This is a genomic window from Bradyrhizobium zhengyangense (genome assembly GCF_022012555.1).
Lineage (GTDB): Bacteria > Pseudomonadota > Alphaproteobacteria > Rhizobiales > Xanthobacteraceae > Bradyrhizobium > Bradyrhizobium zhengyangense.
This window is the reverse complement of record NZ_JAKLTZ010000003.1, coordinates 1,001,387-1,019,032: the sequence shown is the minus strand read 5'-3', so window position 1 is coordinate 1,019,032 and position 17,646 is coordinate 1,001,387. Positions and strand designations below refer to the sequence as shown.

15 protein-coding genes and 1 pseudogene are annotated in these 17,646 nt (G+C 65.1%); 11 read left to right on the top strand and 5 right to left on the bottom strand.

Annotation, left to right across the window (positions count from 1 at the left end; translation table 11 throughout):
- The first annotated feature begins 199 nt into the window (after positions 1–199).
- From L6639_RS15390 to L6639_RS15380, 3 genes are read left to right on the top strand one after another with little or no spacing between them, the layout of a single operon-like run.
- Complete coding sequence (locus tag L6639_RS15390; protein WP_237862518.1) at positions 200–1,144, top strand: hypothetical protein; 945 nt, start codon at positions 200–202, stop codon at positions 1,142–1,144.
- Positions 1,145–1,166: 22 nt separating this feature from the next.
- Entirely contained in the window at positions 1,167–3,311 is a 2,145-nt protein-coding gene (locus tag L6639_RS15385) for a type I secretion system permease/ATPase (RefSeq protein WP_237862517.1), read from the top strand.
- Positions 3,301–4,734, top strand: coding sequence for an HlyD family type I secretion periplasmic adaptor subunit (locus L6639_RS15380; protein ID WP_237862516.1), 1,434 nt, complete (start codon positions 3,301–3,303; stop codon positions 4,732–4,734). Before L6639_RS15385 ends, L6639_RS15380 begins: the two co-directional genes overlap by 11 nt.
- Positions 4,735–4,826: 92 nt before the next feature.
- On the opposite strand, the gene L6639_RS15375 is transcribed toward L6639_RS15380, so the two are convergent.
- Positions 4,827–5,855: an AraC family transcriptional regulator gene (locus L6639_RS15375; RefSeq protein WP_237862515.1), complete on the bottom strand. Its 1,029-nt coding sequence runs from the start codon at positions 5,853–5,855 to the stop codon at positions 4,827–4,829.
- A gap of 114 nt (positions 5,856–5,969) precedes the next feature.
- Here L6639_RS15375 and L6639_RS15370 point away from each other — a divergent pair, with 114 nt between their 5' ends.
- From L6639_RS15370 to L6639_RS15355, 4 genes and pseudogenes are all read left to right on the top strand, one after another.
- Positions 5,970–7,142 carry an isovaleryl-CoA dehydrogenase gene (locus L6639_RS15370; RefSeq protein ID WP_237862514.1) on the top strand — a complete coding sequence of 391 codons (1,173 nt, stop codon included), beginning with the start codon at positions 5,970–5,972 and terminating at the stop codon, positions 7,140–7,142.
- 34 nt (positions 7,143–7,176) lie between these two features.
- Positions 7,177–8,781 (top strand): carboxyl transferase domain-containing protein, encoded by a 1,605-nt coding sequence (locus tag L6639_RS15365; protein WP_237862513.1) that lies wholly within the window; start codon positions 7,177–7,179, stop codon positions 8,779–8,781.
- A 4-nt stretch (positions 8,782–8,785) separates the two neighbouring features.
- The gene (locus L6639_RS15360) at positions 8,786–10,789 is read left to right on the top strand and encodes an acetyl/propionyl/methylcrotonyl-CoA carboxylase subunit alpha (protein ID WP_237862512.1); all 2,004 of its coding nucleotides are present in this window, start codon (positions 8,786–8,788) and stop codon (positions 10,787–10,789) included.
- A gap of 1 nt (position 10,790) precedes the next feature.
- Positions 10,791–11,701 (top strand): annotated as a pseudogene (locus L6639_RS15355) (hydroxymethylglutaryl-CoA lyase).
- A 97-nt stretch (positions 11,702–11,798) separates the two neighbouring features.
- Here the strand turns inward: L6639_RS15355 and L6639_RS15350 are convergent.
- From L6639_RS15350 to L6639_RS15340, 3 genes are read right to left on the bottom strand one after another with little or no spacing between them, the layout of a single operon-like run.
- On the bottom strand, positions 11,799–13,157 hold the full coding sequence (locus L6639_RS15350; protein ID WP_237862511.1) for a TRAP transporter large permease: 1,359 nt from the start codon (positions 13,155–13,157) through the stop codon (positions 11,799–11,801).
- Entirely contained in the window at positions 13,154–13,708 is a 555-nt protein-coding gene (locus L6639_RS15345) for a TRAP transporter small permease (protein ID WP_237862510.1), read from the bottom strand. The genes L6639_RS15350 and L6639_RS15345 overlap by 4 nt, the downstream gene beginning before the upstream one ends.
- Positions 13,705–14,727, bottom strand: coding sequence for a TRAP transporter substrate-binding protein (locus L6639_RS15340; RefSeq protein WP_237862509.1), 1,023 nt, complete (start codon positions 14,725–14,727; stop codon positions 13,705–13,707). The genes L6639_RS15345 and L6639_RS15340 overlap by 4 nt, the downstream gene beginning before the upstream one ends.
- A 346-nt stretch (positions 14,728–15,073) precedes the next feature.
- On the opposite strand from L6639_RS15340, the gene L6639_RS15335 reads away from it, so the two are divergent.
- Positions 15,074–15,319, top strand: coding sequence for a pentapeptide MXKDX repeat protein (locus tag L6639_RS15335; RefSeq protein ID WP_237862508.1), 246 nt, complete (start codon positions 15,074–15,076; stop codon positions 15,317–15,319).
- A 156-nt stretch (positions 15,320–15,475) separates the two neighbouring features.
- On the opposite strand, the gene L6639_RS15330 is transcribed toward L6639_RS15335, so the two are convergent.
- Entirely contained in the window at positions 15,476–15,823 is a 348-nt protein-coding gene (locus L6639_RS15330; protein ID WP_237862507.1) for a DUF6481 family protein, read from the bottom strand.
- 259 nt (positions 15,824–16,082) lie between these two features.
- On the opposite strand from L6639_RS15330, the gene L6639_RS15325 reads away from it, so the two are divergent.
- The 3 genes from L6639_RS15325 (at position 16,083) to L6639_RS15315 (ending at position 17,594) form a co-directional block, all read left to right on the top strand.
- Positions 16,083–16,319, top strand: a complete 237-nt coding sequence (locus L6639_RS15325; RefSeq protein ID WP_237862506.1) for a hypothetical protein — start codon at positions 16,083–16,085, stop codon at positions 16,317–16,319.
- Positions 16,320–16,394: 75 nt separating this feature from the next.
- The gene (locus L6639_RS15320) at positions 16,395–16,631 is read left to right on the top strand and encodes a hypothetical protein (RefSeq protein WP_237862505.1); all 237 of its coding nucleotides are present in this window, start codon (positions 16,395–16,397) and stop codon (positions 16,629–16,631) included.
- A gap of 171 nt (positions 16,632–16,802) precedes the next feature.
- Positions 16,803–17,594: a hypothetical protein gene (locus L6639_RS15315; protein WP_237862504.1), complete on the top strand. Its 792-nt coding sequence runs from the start codon at positions 16,803–16,805 to the stop codon at positions 17,592–17,594.
- Positions 17,595–17,646 lie beyond the last annotated feature (52 nt).

Here is a 17,646-nt window from a genome sequence, read left to right as displayed (position 1 = left end):
GCGACGGGGTCGCCGACGACGCTTCGGATTTCCGTATAGTCCTGCTTTATTTCCCTATAATCCCGGAAAATCTCCGCAAAAAAATTCGTTTGAACCGCCGGTTTCCGGACGCGACCAACCGGACGCTACGGTTCATCAAAACTCATTTGCGCAGCGACATGTTCGCTTCAGGCATTTGACAAAATTTATGGAGATCAAAATGGCAGGCACTATCGGGAAGGGCCAGATCCGAGTGGTCGGCATGGCTGACGCCGACACGGTCATCAATGGCGGCACGGAAATCGTCGTCGGCGGTGACGTCTTCAATACGACGATCAACGACGGCGGCGTTCAAGATGTCTATCATCGCGGAAGGACGCACGACATAACGATCAACGACGGCGGGCTCCAGAACCTCCGGGAGGGCGCGACCGCGTACAACACGGTCATCAATTCCGGTGGCGTGCAGGACACTCACGGCAACGCCTTCGACACCATCGTCAATGGCGGCGGCGTGCAGGATCTGTGGGGCGCCTCCAACACCGCCGTGATCCAGAGCGGCGGCTTTCAGGTCGTCGAGTCCGGCGGTATCGCAGGTTATACCTACCTGATGGGCGGGGCGCAGTTCGTCAAGTCGGGGGGCGGGGCAGGTTTCACGTACGTCGAGAAGGGCGGCGTGCTCTACGATTGGGGCGGCACCGCGGAAACGGACATCGGCGCCAGCGGCAAGGAAATCGTGTTCAAGGGCGGCCGTGCCGACGAAACCAAGGTCGAGACCGGTGGCCTCCTGTCCGTCCAGGCGGGTGGCACGGCAAAGGACATGGCCTTCGGAGGCACCAACGCGACACTTGATCTCGCCTTGGCCAGCGACTTCACCGGATACATCTCGGGCTGGCAGGCGGCGGACAAGATCGACCTGCACAATATCAAGTCCGGCGCCGGCACCACGTTTGGTTTCTCGGAGAACGCCGCCAACACGGGAGGCGTGCTCACGATCTCCGACGGCGCGACAGTCGCCAAGCTCAACCTGATCGGGCAGTTCACCAATGCGGATTTCGCCCTGTCCGCCGACGCCGGCGGCGGCGTGATCGTCTCGCATCCGGTGGAAATGGTCGCAGGCCCTCCGGCCGGGGCCGTGATCGCAGCCGCGGCCCACGTCTCCTAGAGCCGGGTCGGGGATCAGGGTCATGCCCACAACGTCGTCAGACGTCGCCGTCACGCCTGACAGCGGGCTCGAGTCGCTGACCCTGCTGCTCCGCTTCTTCGGCATCCCCGGCGATGCGGAGCAGCTTCGGCACCGACTTGGCGGTGTGCGCTTCGGCACGACCGAGATTTTGCGCTGCGCCCGGGATCTCGGCCTCAAGGCACGTCGCGTCCGGAAGGATTGGACGCGACTCTGCAAGACCTCGTTGCCGGCCATCGCGGAATGGCGCGACGGCAGCTTCGTCATCGTGGCGAAATTGTCCGAGGACAAGGTCATCATCCACAATTCGACGACGGGAAAGCCCGAGCTGCTGCCGCGCGCCGCCTTCGAGGCGGCATGGGGCGGCGGGTTGATCGTGATGACGCGCCGCGCCTCGCTCGGCGAGCTGGTCCGGCGCTTCGACGTCGGCTGGTTCCTACAGGCGATGCACAAATATCGCGGCCTGTTCGCCGAGGTGCTGGCCGCCTCGTTCTTTCTCCAGGTCTTCGCGCTGATCTCACCGTTGTTCTTCCAGGTGGTGATCGACAAGGTGCTCGTGCATCGCGGCCTCACCACGCTCGACGTTCTGGTGTTCGGGCTGATCGCGGTATCCGTCCTGGAAACGCTGCTCGCGGCGCTGCGTACCCACCTCTTCGCGCATACCACGAACCGCATCGACGTCGAGCTCGGCGCTCGGCTCTACCGACATCTGCTGGCGCTGCCGCTCGCTTATTTCGAAGCGCGGCGGGTCGGGGATTCCGTGGCGCGCGTTCGCGAACTGGAGAACATCCGCAACTTTCTCACGGGCTCGGCCCTGACGCTGGTGGTCGATCTGGTCTTCACCATCGTGTTCCTGGCGGTGATGTTCTCCTACTCGCCGCTCCTGAGCTGGATCGTGGTGGGCTCGGTTCCGCTTTACGTGGCGCTGTCGGCCGGGGTGACACCGCTGTTTCGCGCGCGGCTCGACGAGAAATTCAACCGCGGCGCCGAGAACCAGGCCTTTCTTGTCGAAAGCGTCGCCGGCGTCGAGACGCTGAAGTCCATGGCGGTAGAGCCGCAGATGCAGCGCCGCTGGGAGGAGCAGCTCGCCGGCTATGTCAGTGCGAGTTTCCGCGTGCTCGCGCTCGGCAACTGGGCGAGCCAGGCCGTGCAACTGATCAGCAAGCTCGTCACTGCGCTGACGCTCTATTTCGGAGCCCGGCTCGTGATCGAGGGCGCGCTGTCGGTCGGTGAGCTCGTGGCCTTCAACATGCTCGCCGGCCGCGTGTCGCAGCCGGTGCTGCGGCTCGCGCAGCTGTGGCAGGACTTCCACCAGGCGCGTCTGTCGATCGCGCGGCTTGGCGATATTCTCAACACGGCGCCGGAGCCGACCCATCTCACCGGTCACGCCGCGTTGCCACCCATCAAGGGCGGGATCAGTTTCGAACGTGTCGGTTTCCGCTATCGGATCGACGGACCGGAGGTCCTGCACGAGGTCAGCCTGCACGTGCCGCCGGGGCAGGTGGTGGGGATCGTCGGTCCCTCCGGCTCCGGGAAATCGACGCTCACGAAGCTGGTGCAGCGGCTCTACGTGCCCGAGAGCGGTCGCATCATGATCGACGGCACGGACCTTGCGCTCGTCGATGTCGCCTGGCTGCGTCGCCAGATCGGCGTCGTGCTGCAGGAGAATTTCCTGCTCAACCGCTCGATCCGCGACAACATCGCGCTCGCCGATCCCGCGTTCCCGATGGAGCGCGTGATCGTGGCTGCAAAGCTCGCCGGCGCGCACGATTTCATTCTGGAGCTGCCGCGGGGCTACGATACGATCGTGGGCGAACGCGGCGCGAGCCTGTCCGGCGGCCAGCGCCAGCGCATCGCCATCGCGCGCGCGCTGATCGGCGACCCCCGCATCCTGATCTTCGACGAGGCCACCTCGGCGCTGGACTATGAGAGCGAGCGTATCATCCAGGACAACATGCACAGAATAGCGCACGGCCGCACCGTGCTGATCATCGCGCACCGGCTTTCGACCGTGCGCCGCGCCGACCGCATCCTGACGCTGGATCACGGCCGGCTCGTCGAGGACGGCAGCCATGACGAGTTGATCCAGCGCAACGGGCGCTATGCCAATCTCCACCGCCTGCAGGGAGGCCTCCGCGATGTCGGCTAGCACCATTGCGCGGGACGCCTGGGGCGGAAACGGTCTCCGCAGCGACGAGCGCGAGTTCCTGCCCGCGGCGCTGGAGATCATGGAAACGCCTGCTTCGCCGCTCGGCCGCGCCATCGCCGCGACCATCGGCGCCTCGCTCCTGATAGCGATCGCCTGGGCTTCGTTCGGCCACATCGACATCGTCGCGACCGCGCAAGGCAAGGTGGTGCCGACCGATCGGGTCAAGTCCATCCAGCCCCTGGACAGCGGCGTCATCGCCAGCATCAACGTCCGGGACGGCGACCGTGTGAAGCAGGGCGACGTCCTCATCGCCATGGATCAGACGGCCAGCATGGCGGACCGCGATCGCATCCGGCCTGAGCTGCAGCGCGTCCGGCTCGACGTTGCGCGGCTCTCGGCGCTCATTGCCGGGCTCGACGGAGATTTGCACCCGGTCAACTTTGCACCGCCGCCCGAGGCGCAGGCGCGGGAGGTCGCGCGGGCCAGGGCCGTCATGACCGCGCAGGCCGAGCAGCAGATCGCCAAGATCGAGGCGCTCGAGCAGCAGATCGCGCAAAAGCGGGCGGAAGCGGACAGCGTCAAGGCGGCAATCGACAAGGTCGAAGCCGAGCTGCCGCTCGTGACCGAGGCCGCCGAGGTGCGCGAGAAGGCCATGAATATTCAATACGGCAACCGGATCGCTTATCTCGATGCCAAGGTGCGGTTGACGGAGCTGCAGCGCGAGCTGGTGGTGCAGCGACGGCGTCTCGCCGAGGTCGAGGCCGCACAACGCTCGGCCGTCGGCCAGCGCGATCAGGCCCGTGCCGAATATGTCCGCGGACTGACGACAGACCTCGTCGAGGCCGAGCAGAAGGCGGCGCAGCTCACCGAGGACCTCGTCAAAGCCGAGCGGCGCATGCAGGACCAGATCCTGCGGGCGCCAATCGACGGCACCGTGCAACAGCTTGCGGTTCACACGGTCGGCGGTGTCGTCACGCCGGCTCAGCCGCTGCTGGTGGTGGTCCCCGCCGAGGCGACCATTGAAATCGAAGCGATGCTGGCCAACCGCGATGTCGGCTTCGTTCGCGACGGCGACGAGGCGGAGATCAAGGTCGACACTTTCAACTTCACCAAATATGGGGTGCTGCGCGGCAGAGTAACGAGCTTATCGCGCGATGCCATCACCCGCGACAAGGCGACCGCCCATGGCGGCAGTTCGCCAAGGTCCGGCGACGCTGCGGCGAGCGCGCCGGCGGGGCAGGACCTCCTCTATGCCGCCCGCATTGCGCTTGATCGGACGAGCATGCTCGTCGACGGCCGCATGACGGACCTCGAGCCGGGGATGGCGGTGACCGCCGAGATCAAGACCGGGAAGCGGCGGATCATCGAATATCTTCTCTCGCCGCTGCTGCGGTACAGGCAGGAATCCTTGCGGGAGAGGTGAGGGGCTTGCCCGGCATGGGCACAGCCGCTAGTGCCGCCGAAACACTCGTGATTGCGGGCGTTCGTGAGCCGACAATGAGGTCGCTCGCCGTTTTAGCGATAGCGGTCGCGAAATTCGCGCGGGCTGGCGCCGGTCCAGGAGCGGAAAGCCCGGGAAAAACTCTTCTCGTTGCGGAAGCCGGCGATCTCGGCGATCCGCTTGATCGGCGTGCGCCCGCGCATCAGCTCCTGCTTGGCGAGCTCGAGCTTTGCTTCTTCCTTCAGGTCGCGCAGCGAAGTTGCTTCTTCGCGCAGCCGACGATGCATGGTGCGGGTGGACAGCGCGAGTTCGCTTGCGACATCCTCTGCGCCGAGAATGCGTCCGCGCCCCTCGCGCAGCACGCGGCGGACACGCTCGACCAGCAAGCGGTCGCGGCGATAGGGCAGCACCGTCAGGCGCAGCGCGCCCTTGAGCATGCTGTCGAGGTCGGCGGGGCTGCGCGTCAGCGGCAGCGAGAGATAATGCTTGTCGAAGACGATGCATGCCGCGTCCGCGTCGAAGCGGATGTGCTTGCAGAAGATGGTCGGATAGACCGACACATGGGCGGGCTCTGCATAAGGAAATTCCGCCGCGCGTAACGCAATTGCGGAATCCACCGCCCAGCAGGAGAAGCCGAGCACATAACGGAGCAGGGTGACGAGGCAGAATTCGCGCAAAGGTCCGAGATCGCGCTGCTCGCGAATGGAGATGGTCGCGGTCTCGCCGCTGACCGCAAGCTCGAACAGCACGTCCTCGGTCAGCAGGCGGTGATGCCGGCACCAGCGCTTCAGCGCGACCTCGAGATTGGGCGCGGTGATCGAGGCACGGCACAGCATGCCGTAGCTGCCCCACGGCAGGCGGCGCGAGAACCAGCCGAGTGCCTCGTCGTCGAGCTCGCGCATGGCGTGGCCGGCCAGCGCCTCGAACTGGGCGGCCGTAATCCGCCCGTTGGCCGACCGAACGAGATCGGATGGGACCTGGCCCTTGGCGAGCGCCTCAGCCGGATCCCGTCCATGGCGGGCATAGGCCGCGACCACGCCGAGGACGAAAGCGGCGGGGGTCATGGCGCGGCGGGGCGTGGCTGTTGCGGCCTGGAAAGGCATTGGATGTCCTTTGGAAAATCCTCGCCAAACTTGGCGGAAAATGCAACCTTTTCGACCGCCAGAACGCCCGGGCGGGGGTAGGTTCGGACCCGACAAGATCTAGGAGGAATCGCCTTGAACATCCCGAGCATCGATTTCGATCTGGGCGACGACATCAGCATGCTGCGCGACACGCTGCGCGCCTTCGTAGAGGCGGAGGTCGCCCCGCGCGCCGCCGAGATCGAGAAGGCCAATCTGTTCCCGGCCGACCTGTGGAAGCGGCTCGGCGACCTCGGCGTGCTCGGCATGACCGCGCCGGAGCAATATGGCGGCTCCAACATGGGCTATCTCGCCCATATTGTCGCCATGGAGGAGATATCGCGCGGCTCCGCGGCCGTGGGCCTGTCCTATGGCGCGCACTCCAATCTTTGCGTCAACCAGATCCGCCGCAACGGCAGTGACGCCCAGCGCCAGCGCTATCTGCCGAAGCTGATATCAGGCGAATATGTCGGGGCGCTCGCAATGTCCGAGCCGGGCGCCGGCTCCGATGTCGTCTCGATGAAGCTGCGTGCCGACAAGCGCGGCGATCGCTATGTGCTCAACGGCTCGAAGATGTGGATCACCAATGGCGGCGATGCCGACGTGCTGGTGGTCTACGCCAAGACCGATCCCGAGGCCGGCCCGCGCGGCATGACCGCCTTCTTGATCGAGAAGGGCTTTAAAGGCTTCAGCCACGGCCAGCATCTCGACAAGCTCGGCATGCGCGGCTCCAATACCTATCCGCTGTTCTTCGACGAATGCGAGGTGCCTGAAGAGAACGTGATGGGTAAGGTCGGCGAAGGCGTCAAGGTGCTGATGTCGGGCCTCGACTATGAGCGCGCTGTGCTGTCGGGCGGACCGCTCGGAATCATGGCCGCCTGCATGGACGCTGTCGTGCCCTACATGCACGAGCGCAAGCAATTTGGCCAACCGATCGGCGATTTCCAGCTGATGCAGGGCAAGCTCGCCGACATGTATGCGACCTGGCAGGCTACGCGCGCTTACGTCTACGCCGTGGGAAAGGCCTGCGACCACGCCGACCACGCGCGCACACTGCGCAAGGACGCGGCGGCGGCCATTCTCTATTCCGCCGAAAAGGCGACATGGATGGCGGGCGAGGCGATCCAGGCGCTCGGCGGCGTCGGCTATACATCCGAATTTCCGGTCGGCCGGCTCTGGCGCGACGCGAAGCTCTACGAGATCGGCGCGGGGACATCAGAAGTGCGCCGCATGCTGATCGGCCGTGAGCTGATGTCGGAAACCGCCTAAACCCTCAACCACGTCATCAGAAACGCGGGACCACATGCCGCTCCATTCCAGCATCGATCCATCGTCATCCGATTTCGCGCGCAATGCGGATGCCATGCGCGGCCTCGTTGCGGATTTGCGTGAAAAGCTCGCCCAGGTCGCCGGCGGCGGCGGCGAGGCCTCGCGCAACCGCCATACATCGCGCGGCAAGATGCTGGCGCGTGAGCGCGTCGATCTGCTGGTCGATCCCGGCACCTCGTTCCTGGAGTTGTCGCCGCTGGCGGCGCACGGCCTCTACGGCGGCGACGTGCATTCGGCGAGCATCGTCACCGGCGTCGGCCGTATCTCGGGCCGCGAATGCGTCATCGTCGCCAACGATGCCACCATCAAGGGCGGCACCTATTATCCCATGACCGTGAAGAAGCATCTGCGGGCGCAGGACATCGCTCGGCAGAACAATCTGCCCTGCGTCTACATGGTCGATTCCGGCGGCGCCTTCCTGCCGCTGCAGGACGAAATCTTCCCGGACGAGCGGCATTTCGGCCGCATCTTCTACAACCAGGCGCAGATGTCCTCCCAAGGCATTCCGCAGATCGCCATCGTGATGGGCTCCTGCACCGCCGGCGGCGCTTACGTGCCTGCGATGTCGGACGAGAGCATCATCGTGCGCAATCAAGGCACCATCTTCCTCGGCGGCCCGCCGCTGGTGAAGGCCGCGACCGGCGAGGTCGTCAGCGCCGAAGAGCTCGGCGGCGCCGACGTGCATTCGCGGCAATCCGGTGTCACCGATCACTACGCTCAGAATGATGCCCATGCGATCGGCATTGCCCGCCGTATCGTCGGCACACTGAAGCCGTCCGCGCGGCCGAACCTCAACATGCATCCGCCGCGCGATCCGCTGTTTGCGGCGGAGGAGATCTACGGCGTGGTGCCCGTCGATGGCCGCAAGCCGTTCGACGTGCACGACATCATTGCGCGTGTGGTTGACGGCTCCGAGTTCGACGAGTTCAAGAAGCTCTACGGCACGACGTTGGTGTGTGGCTTCGCCCATATCTGGGGTTATCCAGTCGGCATTATCGCCAACAACGGCATCCTGTTCAGCGAGAGCTCGCTGAAGGGCGCGCACTTCATCGAGCTGTGCTGCCAGCGCGGCATTCCGCTGGTGTTCCTGCAGAACATCACCGGCTTCATGGTCGGCAAGAAATACGAGGCCGGTGGCATCGCGCGCGACGGGGCCAAGTTGGTGACGGCGGTGGCGACCGCCTCGGTGCCGAAATTCACTGTCGTGATCGGCGGCTCCTATGGCGCCGGCAATTACGGCATGTGCGGCCGCGCCTACGCGCCGCGCTTCCTCTGGATGTGGCCGAACGCGCGTATCTCGGTGATGGGCGGCGAGCAGGCCTCCATGGTGCTGAGCCAGGTCCGGCGCGACAATATCGAGGCCAAAGGCGATAGCTGGTCGAAGGAGGAGGAAGATAAGTTCCGCAAGCCGATCCGCGATCAGTATGAGAGCCAGGGGCATCCTTATTACGCGACCGCGCGTCTGTGGGACGACGGCGTGATCGATCCGGCCGACACGCGTCTCGTGCTCGGCCTTGGCCTCTCGGCGGCATCGAATGCGCCGATCGAGCCGACGAAGTTCGGCCTGTTCAGGATGTGATGCGATGGACCGCACAAAACTCTACCGCCGCTTTCGCACCCTCCTGATCGCCAACCGCGGCGAGATCGCCTGCCGCGTCATCCGCACCGCCCGTGCCATGGGGCTGCGCACGGTCGCCGTCTATTCCGAGGCCGACCGTGATGCCATGCATGTCGCGCTCGCCGATGAGGCCGTGCTGCTCGGACCCGCGCGCGCCCGCGACAGCTATCTCAGTGTCGAACGGCTAATCGAAGCCGCGCGCAAGACCGGTGCCGAGGCCGTGCATCCCGGTTACGGCTTCCTGTCGGAGAATGCCGAATTCGCACAGGCCTGTTACGACGCCGGCCTCGTCTTCGTCGGCCCGACCGCCGAGATGATGAATGCGATGGGCTCGAAGTCAGGCTCGAAGGCGCTGATGGAGAAGGCCGGGGTGCCGCTGGTGCCCGGCTATCACGGCGATGCGCAGGACGATACGACGCTGGCAAAGGCGGCTGAAAAGGCCGGCTTCCCCGTGCTGGTGAAAGCCTCCGCCGGCGGCGGTGGCCGCGGCATGCGGATCGTGCGTTCGGCTGCCGAACTCGGGCCGGCGATCGTTAGCGCCAAGCGCGAAGCCAAGGCGGCGTTCGGCGACGACCGTATGCTGATCGAGAAATATGTCGACAATCCCAGGCATATCGAGGTGCAGATCATCGGCGACAGCCACGGCAATCTGCTGTCGCTGTTCGAGCGCGAATGCACCCTGCAGCGCCGGCACCAGAAGGTGATCGAGGAAGCGCCGTCGCCGACGCTCAATGCCGCCCAGCGTGAGACCGTCTGCGCTGCCGCGCGCAAGGCGGCAGGCGCTGTGAACTATGTCGGCGCCGGCACCATCGAATTCGTCTCCGACGGCAAGGACGTGTTCTTCATCGAGATGAACACGCGTCTTCAGGTCGAGCATCCCGTCACCGAGCTGATCACGGGCGTCGACCTCGTCGAGTGGCAGCTGCGCGTCGCTTTCGGCGAGGCGCTGCCGCTGAAACAGGACGAGATCAAGCTCAACGGCCACGCCGTCGAGGCTCGTGTCTATGCCGAGAACCCGACCAAGAACTTCATGCCGTCGGTCGGCAGGATATCGACCTGGCGATTGCCGGCGGAGACGGGCGGCCTGCGCATCGATGCCGGCTATCGAGATGGCGATAGCGTCTCGCCGTACTACGACGCCATGCTGGCAAAAATGATCGCCTGGGCGCCGACGCGTGACGTGGCGATCGACCGCCTCAACCGTGGCCTGGAAGACTCCGACGTCCGTGGCATCGTCACCAACATCCCGTTCCTGTCCGCGCTGATCACGCACCCGAAGGTGCGGGCCAATGCGATCGACACCGGCTTCATCGAGCGCGAGCTGGCGGCGCTCACCTCGGGAGCGCCAGCGCCTGGCGAGCTCGAGCTCTGCGCCGCAGTTGCCGCGATCGTCAATGACGAACGGCGGGCGGCGCAAGGCGAGGCAAACTCCCCGTGGCAGACCTTTGGCTGGCAGCCGGTCGGCCGTCGCCAGCGCAACTTCGCCTTGCGCGTCGGCCATGGCCCCGAGCAGAAAATCGCGCTGAACTATGGCAGCGGGCCGTCGACGCTCGTGATCGGCGAGCGTGAGCTGGCGTTCACTGTTGTGCCGAAGGACGGCGGCTTCGATCTGACACTGGATGGCGTCAAATCATCCGTCGCCGCCGTGATCGACGGCCACGAGCTGTATTTGCGTACGCGCAACGGCCGCTTCGACCTGCACTGGGTCGATCCATTCGGCGGCGAGACCGACGAGCAGACCGGCGCGGACAAGATCGCAGCGCCTCTGCCGGGTACTGTCGTCGCCGTGCTGGCCGAGGAGGGCGCCAAACTCGAGAAGGGCGCACCGATCCTTACGCTGGAAGTGATGAAGATGGAGCAGACCTTGCGGGCGCCCTATGCCGGCGTGCTGAAGTCCATCAAGTGCAAGGTCGGCGACATCGTGCAGGAAGGCATCGAGCTCGCCGTGGTCGAAGCTTCCGGAGAGTGACATGAGCGATCCCGTCCGCATCGTCGAGATGGGGCCCCGCGACGGGCTCCAGAACGAGAAGACGCTGGTCGGCGTTGAGGCCCGCATCGCCTTCATCGAGGCGCTGGTTGGAGCTGGACTTCATACCGTCGAGGTCGGCGCCTTCGTCTCGCCCAAGGCAATCCCGCAAATGGCGAGCTCCGACGCCGTGCTGCGCGGCGTCAGCCACGTCAAGGGCGCTGAATTCCACGTGCTCGTGCCGAACGAGAAGGGCTATGACGCCGCCCGCGCGGCCGGCGCGAAAGTTGTTTCGGTGTTTGCGGCCGCCTCGGAAGGGTTCTCGCGCGCCAACATCAACTGCACGGTCGCGGAGTAATTGAGCGGTTCAAGCCGGTGCTGGCGCGCGCCAGGGACGATGGCGTGAAGGTGCGCGGTTATATCTCCTGCGTGCTCGGCTGCCCCTTCGACGGCGAGATCAAGCCGAAGGCGGTCGCCGATCTCGCCGGCACGTTGTGGGACCTCGGCTGCTACGAGATATCGCTCGGCGACACCATCGGCGTCGGCACGCCTGCCAAGGCCAAGGAGATGCTGCGCGTGGTCGCCGCCAACGTTCCCGCCGCAAAGCTCGCGATGCATTTCCACGATACCTACGGCCAGGCGCTGGCCAATCTCTATGCTGGCCTGGAGGAGGGCGTCTGCGTCATTGACGCTGCCGCTGGTGGGCTCGGCGGCTGTCCCTACGCGCCCGGGGCGACGGGCAACGTCGCGACCGAGGACGTCGTCTACATGCTCGAGGGCATGGGCGTGAGGACCGGGGTCGATATTGACAAGCTGCTCGCGGCGACGAACGCGATGAGTGTCGTGCTGGGCAAGCCGCCGGTGAGCCGCGTGGCTTCGGCGCTGAATGCGAAGAAGAAGCGGGCTGCCTCCTAGTCCTCGGTCATTGCGAGCGCAGCGAAGCAATCCAGAATCCCACCGCGGAAAGACTCTGGATTGCTTCGCTGCGCTCGCAATGACGGTGGTGAGCGCATCACCTGCTTCCGTCCGGCCCCATCACCAAATCCGGCAGCCAGGTCGAGATCTCCGGCACCAGACACAGCAGCAGCACCGCGCCCATCATCAGGAGCACGAAGGGCAGTGTGCCCCAGATCACCTCGCTCAGCGGAATATCCGGGGCGACGTTGCGGATGACGAAGATGTTGAGTCCGACGGGTGGATGGATCAGCCCCATCTCCATCACGATGGTCATGACCACGCCAAACCAGATGATGTCGAAATTGGCGGCGCGGAGCGGCGGCAGGATGATCGGCGCGGTCATCAGGATGATCGAGACCGGCGGCAGGAAGAAGCCCAGCACGACCACCATGACGAGGACCGCGAACAGCAGCCCCCAGCGCGGCAGATGCATCGCGACGACGGATTCGGCGGCCGATTGCGAGATGTGCAGATAGCTCATCACGTAGGAATAGAGCAGCGACATGCCGATGATCATCATCAGCATGGTCGATTCCCGGACCGTCGACTTCATGATCGGGCCGAGATCCTCAGGCCGCCACACGCCGTAGATCGCCGCGATCAGCCCCAGCGCCAAAAGTCCGCCAAGGCCGGCGGTCTCCGACGGCGTGGCAAAGCCGCCATAGAGCGCTGCCATGACACCGGTGAGCAGCAGCACGAACGGGATCACGCGGGGCAGAACGCTGAAACGTTCGGCGAGTGTGTATTCGTCGCGGGCAAGGATTGCCGCTTCCGGGCCGCCGTTCTTGTAGGCCGCTTCGGCCGCGGCATATTCCCGGCGGAAGCGGAACACCGCGTAGAAACCGAACAGCGAGACCAGCAACAGGCCGGGACCGATGCCGGCGAGGAATAGCCGCCCGAGCGACTTTTCGGCGGCGACCGCAAACAGGATCATGGTGATCGAGGGCGGCAGGAGAATGCCGAGCGTGCCGCCGGCGGCGATGATGCCGGCGGCAAAGCCGCCGGAATAGCCGCGCTTGCGCATCTCGGGGATGCCGGCCGAGCCGATGGCCGAGCAGGTCGCAGGGCTCGAGCCCGCCATTGCCGCAAACAAAGCGCAGGCGAACACGTTGGCGACGCCGAGGCCGCCGGGCACGCGGTGCAGCCAGGCGTGCAGCGCGGAATAGAGATCCTGGCCAGCGCGCGACTTGCCGATCGCCGCACCCTTCAGGATGAAGAGCGGGATCGACAGCAGCGTGATCGAGGCCATCTCCTCGTAGACGTTCTGCGTCACCGTATCGAGCGAGGCCGAGGGCATGTAGATCCCCATGAACACGACCGCGACCGCGCCGAGCGCGAACGCAATCGGCATGCCCGAAAACATCACGAGCAGCGTCGCCACTCCGTAAGCGATACCGATGCCGAAAACGCTCATGACCGCCTGGCTCCAGCGAAGGGCAGCGCCAGCTGCACGAGGATCTGGACGCAGAGCAGGCTCATGCCAAGCGCCATCAGGGAATAGGGAACGGCGAGCGGTGGCGACCACATCGAGTTCGAGACCTGGCCGTCGACATAGGCCTCATGTGTCAGCGTCCACGACTTCCAGGTGAAGAAGGCGCAGAACAGGAACGTTGCGGCATCGACGATCCAGAGCCGGATCCTGTTTGCCAGCGGCGACAGCAGGCCGACGAAGGCTTCGATGCCGATATGGCCGCGGTTCTGCTGCACGTAGGCCGCCGTCATGAAGGTCGCGCCGACCAGGAGGAACACGGCGGCCTCGTCCTGCCAGTAATTGGCGGCCTTGAACAGCGCGCGGCTCAGCACGCTGTAGCTCAGGATGGCGCAGGCCGCGACCAGCGCCAGTGCGGCGAATACGAGGATGATGCGGTTGAGGATCGCGAGACCGCGATCGAGCGCTGCCGCAAGGCCGGTCCGTGCGGCAGCACTCGCCTGATCGTCACGATCCGGCAGAGGGCCGTGGCTCATGCAGCGACGTCGGAGGCGAGCTTGAGCAGGTTGGCGGCGGTCGCGGTCTTGGCGCCGTAATCCTTCCACGCGGTATCGCGGGCGATGTCGCGCCATTTGCCGACGGTGGCGGCATCGAGCGCCGAGACCTTGGCGCCGGCCTTCTCATAGACCTTGGCGACCTCGATATCGTCATCCTGCGCGCCCTTGCGGCCGAAGGCCTCTAACTCTTCACCGACGGCGACGAGGATGTCCTGCTGGTTCTTCGGCAGCTTGTCGAAGATCGCCTTCGACATCATCAGAGGCTCGAGCATGAACCAGTAGGACGTACCCGCGCCCGAGGTCAGCGACTTCGCGACCTCTTCGAGGCGGAACGAGATCAGGCTGGTGGAGGAGGTGATGCCGGCATCGCATGCGCCGGTCTGCATCGCCGCGTAGATTTCGTTGGACGGCACCGACAGCACCGAGGCGCCGGCGGTCTGCAGCACCATGTCCATCTCGCGCGAGCCGCCGCGCACCTTCATGCCCTTGGCGTCTTCCGGCGCCACGATCGGCTTGGAGCGGCTGGCGACGCCGCCGGCCTGCCACACCCAAGAGAGCAGGATGATGCCCTTGTCGGCGAGGAAGTCGGAGAGCGCCTTGCCGACCGGCTCCTTCTTCCAGCGCATGCCCTGGTCGTAGGTGGTGACGAGGCCGGGCATCAGGCCGATATTGGTCTCCGGCAGTTCGCCGCCGGCATAGGGCATCGGATACAGCGAGATGTCGAGCGCGCCCTTGCGCATCGCGGAGAACTGCGCGTTGGTCTTGATCAGCGAGGAGTTCGGATAGATCTCGGCGGCAATGTCGCCATTGCTGCGCTTACTGACTTCAGCCGCGAACATGCGGCAGAGCCGGTCGCGGAAATCGCCCTTGTCGATGGTGCCGCCGGGAAACTGGTGTGAGATCTTCAGCGTGGTCGCGGCATGCGCGGTGCCGATGCCGAAGCGGAGAATGGCGGGGGCTGCGACAGCAGTCGCGAGCAGGTGACGACGCGTGAACATGGAGTATCCCCTTCGACGGTTTCTTGGGACGGTTCTTGTTTGACGTAATTTGGGTGGATCAAGAGACCGGCGCAGAGGCCCATCCTAGCCGGTCTTTCACCCGAACTTCTCTCATCTGATAGTTCGAGACCGAAGGCTCCGGCAAGTGTTCGCCTTGCTGCGCTGCACTCGCCGGGCCCTCGTGTTTCGGTCGTTAACGCTTTTGGTCAAGGAGCGATCGCGCAGGCGTCAGGCGGCTTACGAAAAAAGTTCGCGATGCCGCGTAACAAGCATGCGTGCCGATCCGTCGAGATTGAGTAGCGGCACCTGTCGCTTTCACAACACCATCTCGAAGGGAATATTTCTCATGACCATTCGCACCCGCATCGTGCTCGGCGTCTCGGCTGCCGCTCTCTCGCTTGGCCTGGCGCTGTCGCCGGCCGCTTTTGCCCAGGACAAGATGGGCAAGGACGACGGCATGATGAAGAAGGACACGATGTCCAAGGACGGTATGAAGAAGGATCACATGTCCAAGGACGACGGCATGATGAAGAAAGATACGATGTCCAAGGATGGCATGAAGAAAGACGACGGGATGATGAAGAAAAACTGATCTCCTGTCGTCATGCCGGCCGCCTCCAACGAGGCGAGCCCGGCCTGCGTTTGATCAGTGTACGCCCACGGTCCATCGCCGGTTGCGCGCTTGCGCGCCCGGTCCGGCATCATTTGACCTGAAGCGCACGCGCCTCAGGTCAAATTTTGCTGAAGATCACTTCCGCTTGGCCTTGCGGGCGGCGTAGCGGGCGTCGCGCTTGGCCTTCTGCTCGGCCTCGAGCGCTGCCGCCTTGGCGGCCGCTTCCTCGGCCTCACGCGCAAGGCGTGCAGCTTCAGCGGCCTTGGCCTCTTCTGCGAGGCGCTTCTGCTCGGCCTTTTCGGCCTCTCGCGCGGCCTTGGCTTCGGTGCGCTTGGCTGCAAGCGCCTCGCGCTCGGCACGCTTCGCCGCCACCGCAGGATCGTCGTGCCCCGGCTGCGACTTGAATTTGTTCAAAAGATTTTTGCGCGCTTCCTGCGCCGCCTTCTGCCGGTCGGTGAAGCCTGGTTCCCTAAATCCACTCACGGGCCTTGCCTTCCTCGCTTTCAATCCTAAATGGGTGACTGTTGGTACGTCGGCTGGGCACAAGCAGGCACCACACGACGCAGAAGCGTGTACATCGCCACGCGCCGTGAAGCCACCCATAATCGCAGCCGATCAGGTCCACGAAATCGCTTAACCAGCCGACCATTCGTAGCCCGGAAAAACTGCCGAATTGTGATGTCCCTCATAAGGACACCCAGCGGCGGCGCCTAGCGTCCGCCATACGAGACGGAGCACGGGCATGATCTTTTTCCGGCTGAGCCTGAAAGCCCTTGCGATCGTGGTCGCCGCAGTGGCGGTCGTAGGCGCGGTGCTGCTGGCTGCCCGTCCGCAGCCCATCGAAAGTACCGTTCTTGGAGCCGCCTGGGAGTGCACCCAAACCGCATTCATCCTGACGAGCTGCGCGCCGCGCACCCAGCAGGCGATCCCGGCGGTCGAGACCTTGCGCAAGGAAGCGGTGAGGCAGACCAAGGGTTGAACGGCGAAAGCCGCGCGGGGATGTGACGCGAGGTCGCAGAGGTGATAAACGGCCTCGCCGAGCGCCAAGGTCGCCATGTCCCAGCCGGACTCGATGCCCGATCCCGTAGGGAAGCCCAAAGCTTCGCCGAATCCTTCGCCCAAGCGCCCATCCGGCGACAGTCGTCGCGGAGCGATCGCGGGTCTCATCATTGCTGCCGTTCTTCTCGCGCTCGGCCTGTGGCTCGCTCGGGACCTCACCGCCGCCAGCAAGATGCAGGATTGCCTGATGTCGGGGCGACGCAATTGCGATGTGATCGAGCCGGCTCGCTAAGCCCGGCCCGCCGCCCGTCCGGACGAAAATTCGCCGCGATCTTAAACATTTGTAACGGGACATAAATGGCCTTGGCAGGTCAATTATGTCAGCCGGCATCAGCCAAATGCGATCCGATTCGTCTATCGCGCGTGGGCCACGGCAATTTCTGAAAGTAAGGGGTAGGCACCGATGAGTGCGTCCAGCCGCATGAAGATCATCATTCCCGTGGTTTCGGCCATGTCGTTGCTGGCATTGTCCGCGCAGGCGCAGGACGCCGGTCCGCCCAAGGGTGCCGGCCAGCCGCCAGGGCAGGGCGCAGGCAGCCCGCCGCCGACCAATCAGAACGCGCGCAAAGGTCCGCCGCCGCAGGCAGGGCGTACGGTGACGCAACCCAGTGGTCAGGCCCATATGGCGCCCGGACCGGGTCCCGGTCCGCACCGTGCCGCTGCGCCGCCCCCGGGGCCCGGCCGCACCATGGCGCGCGGTCCGGCGCCCGCGCGCGACTGGGGTGGACACGCCTACCGCGGCAATCTCGCCTGGGAGGGCGGACGCTGGCGTCACGAGGTTCACAATGGCCGTCCCGGCTGGTGGTGGGATGTCGGCGGCGTCTGGTATTATTATCCGCAACGGATGGATGGCCCGCCCGCCTATATCTCCGAGGACTATGTGGACGACGCGCCGGTGGCCTACGCGCCGCCACCGGGCCCGCCCGTGGCCTACGAACCGCCGCCGCCCCCGCCGCCGCCCCCCGATCCCGGCGCGAGCGCGCTGGGCGGCGCCATCGTCGGGGGTGTGCTCGGCGGACTGATTTCCGGCAGAGCCTCGGGCGCAGCCGCGGGTGCCATCATCGGTGGCGCGACCGGCGCAATCGCTGGAGCAACGGCCGCTTCGCGTCCCGGCTACTATGTCGCCGAGGGCGTTTGCTACTATCGCTATCCGAGTGGCCAGTACGTGCAGGCCGATCCGCGCGCCTGCTACTGAGCGCTCGAGCGAGATCTGAACTGAATGAGGCGGGCTCAGGTCCGCCTCATTT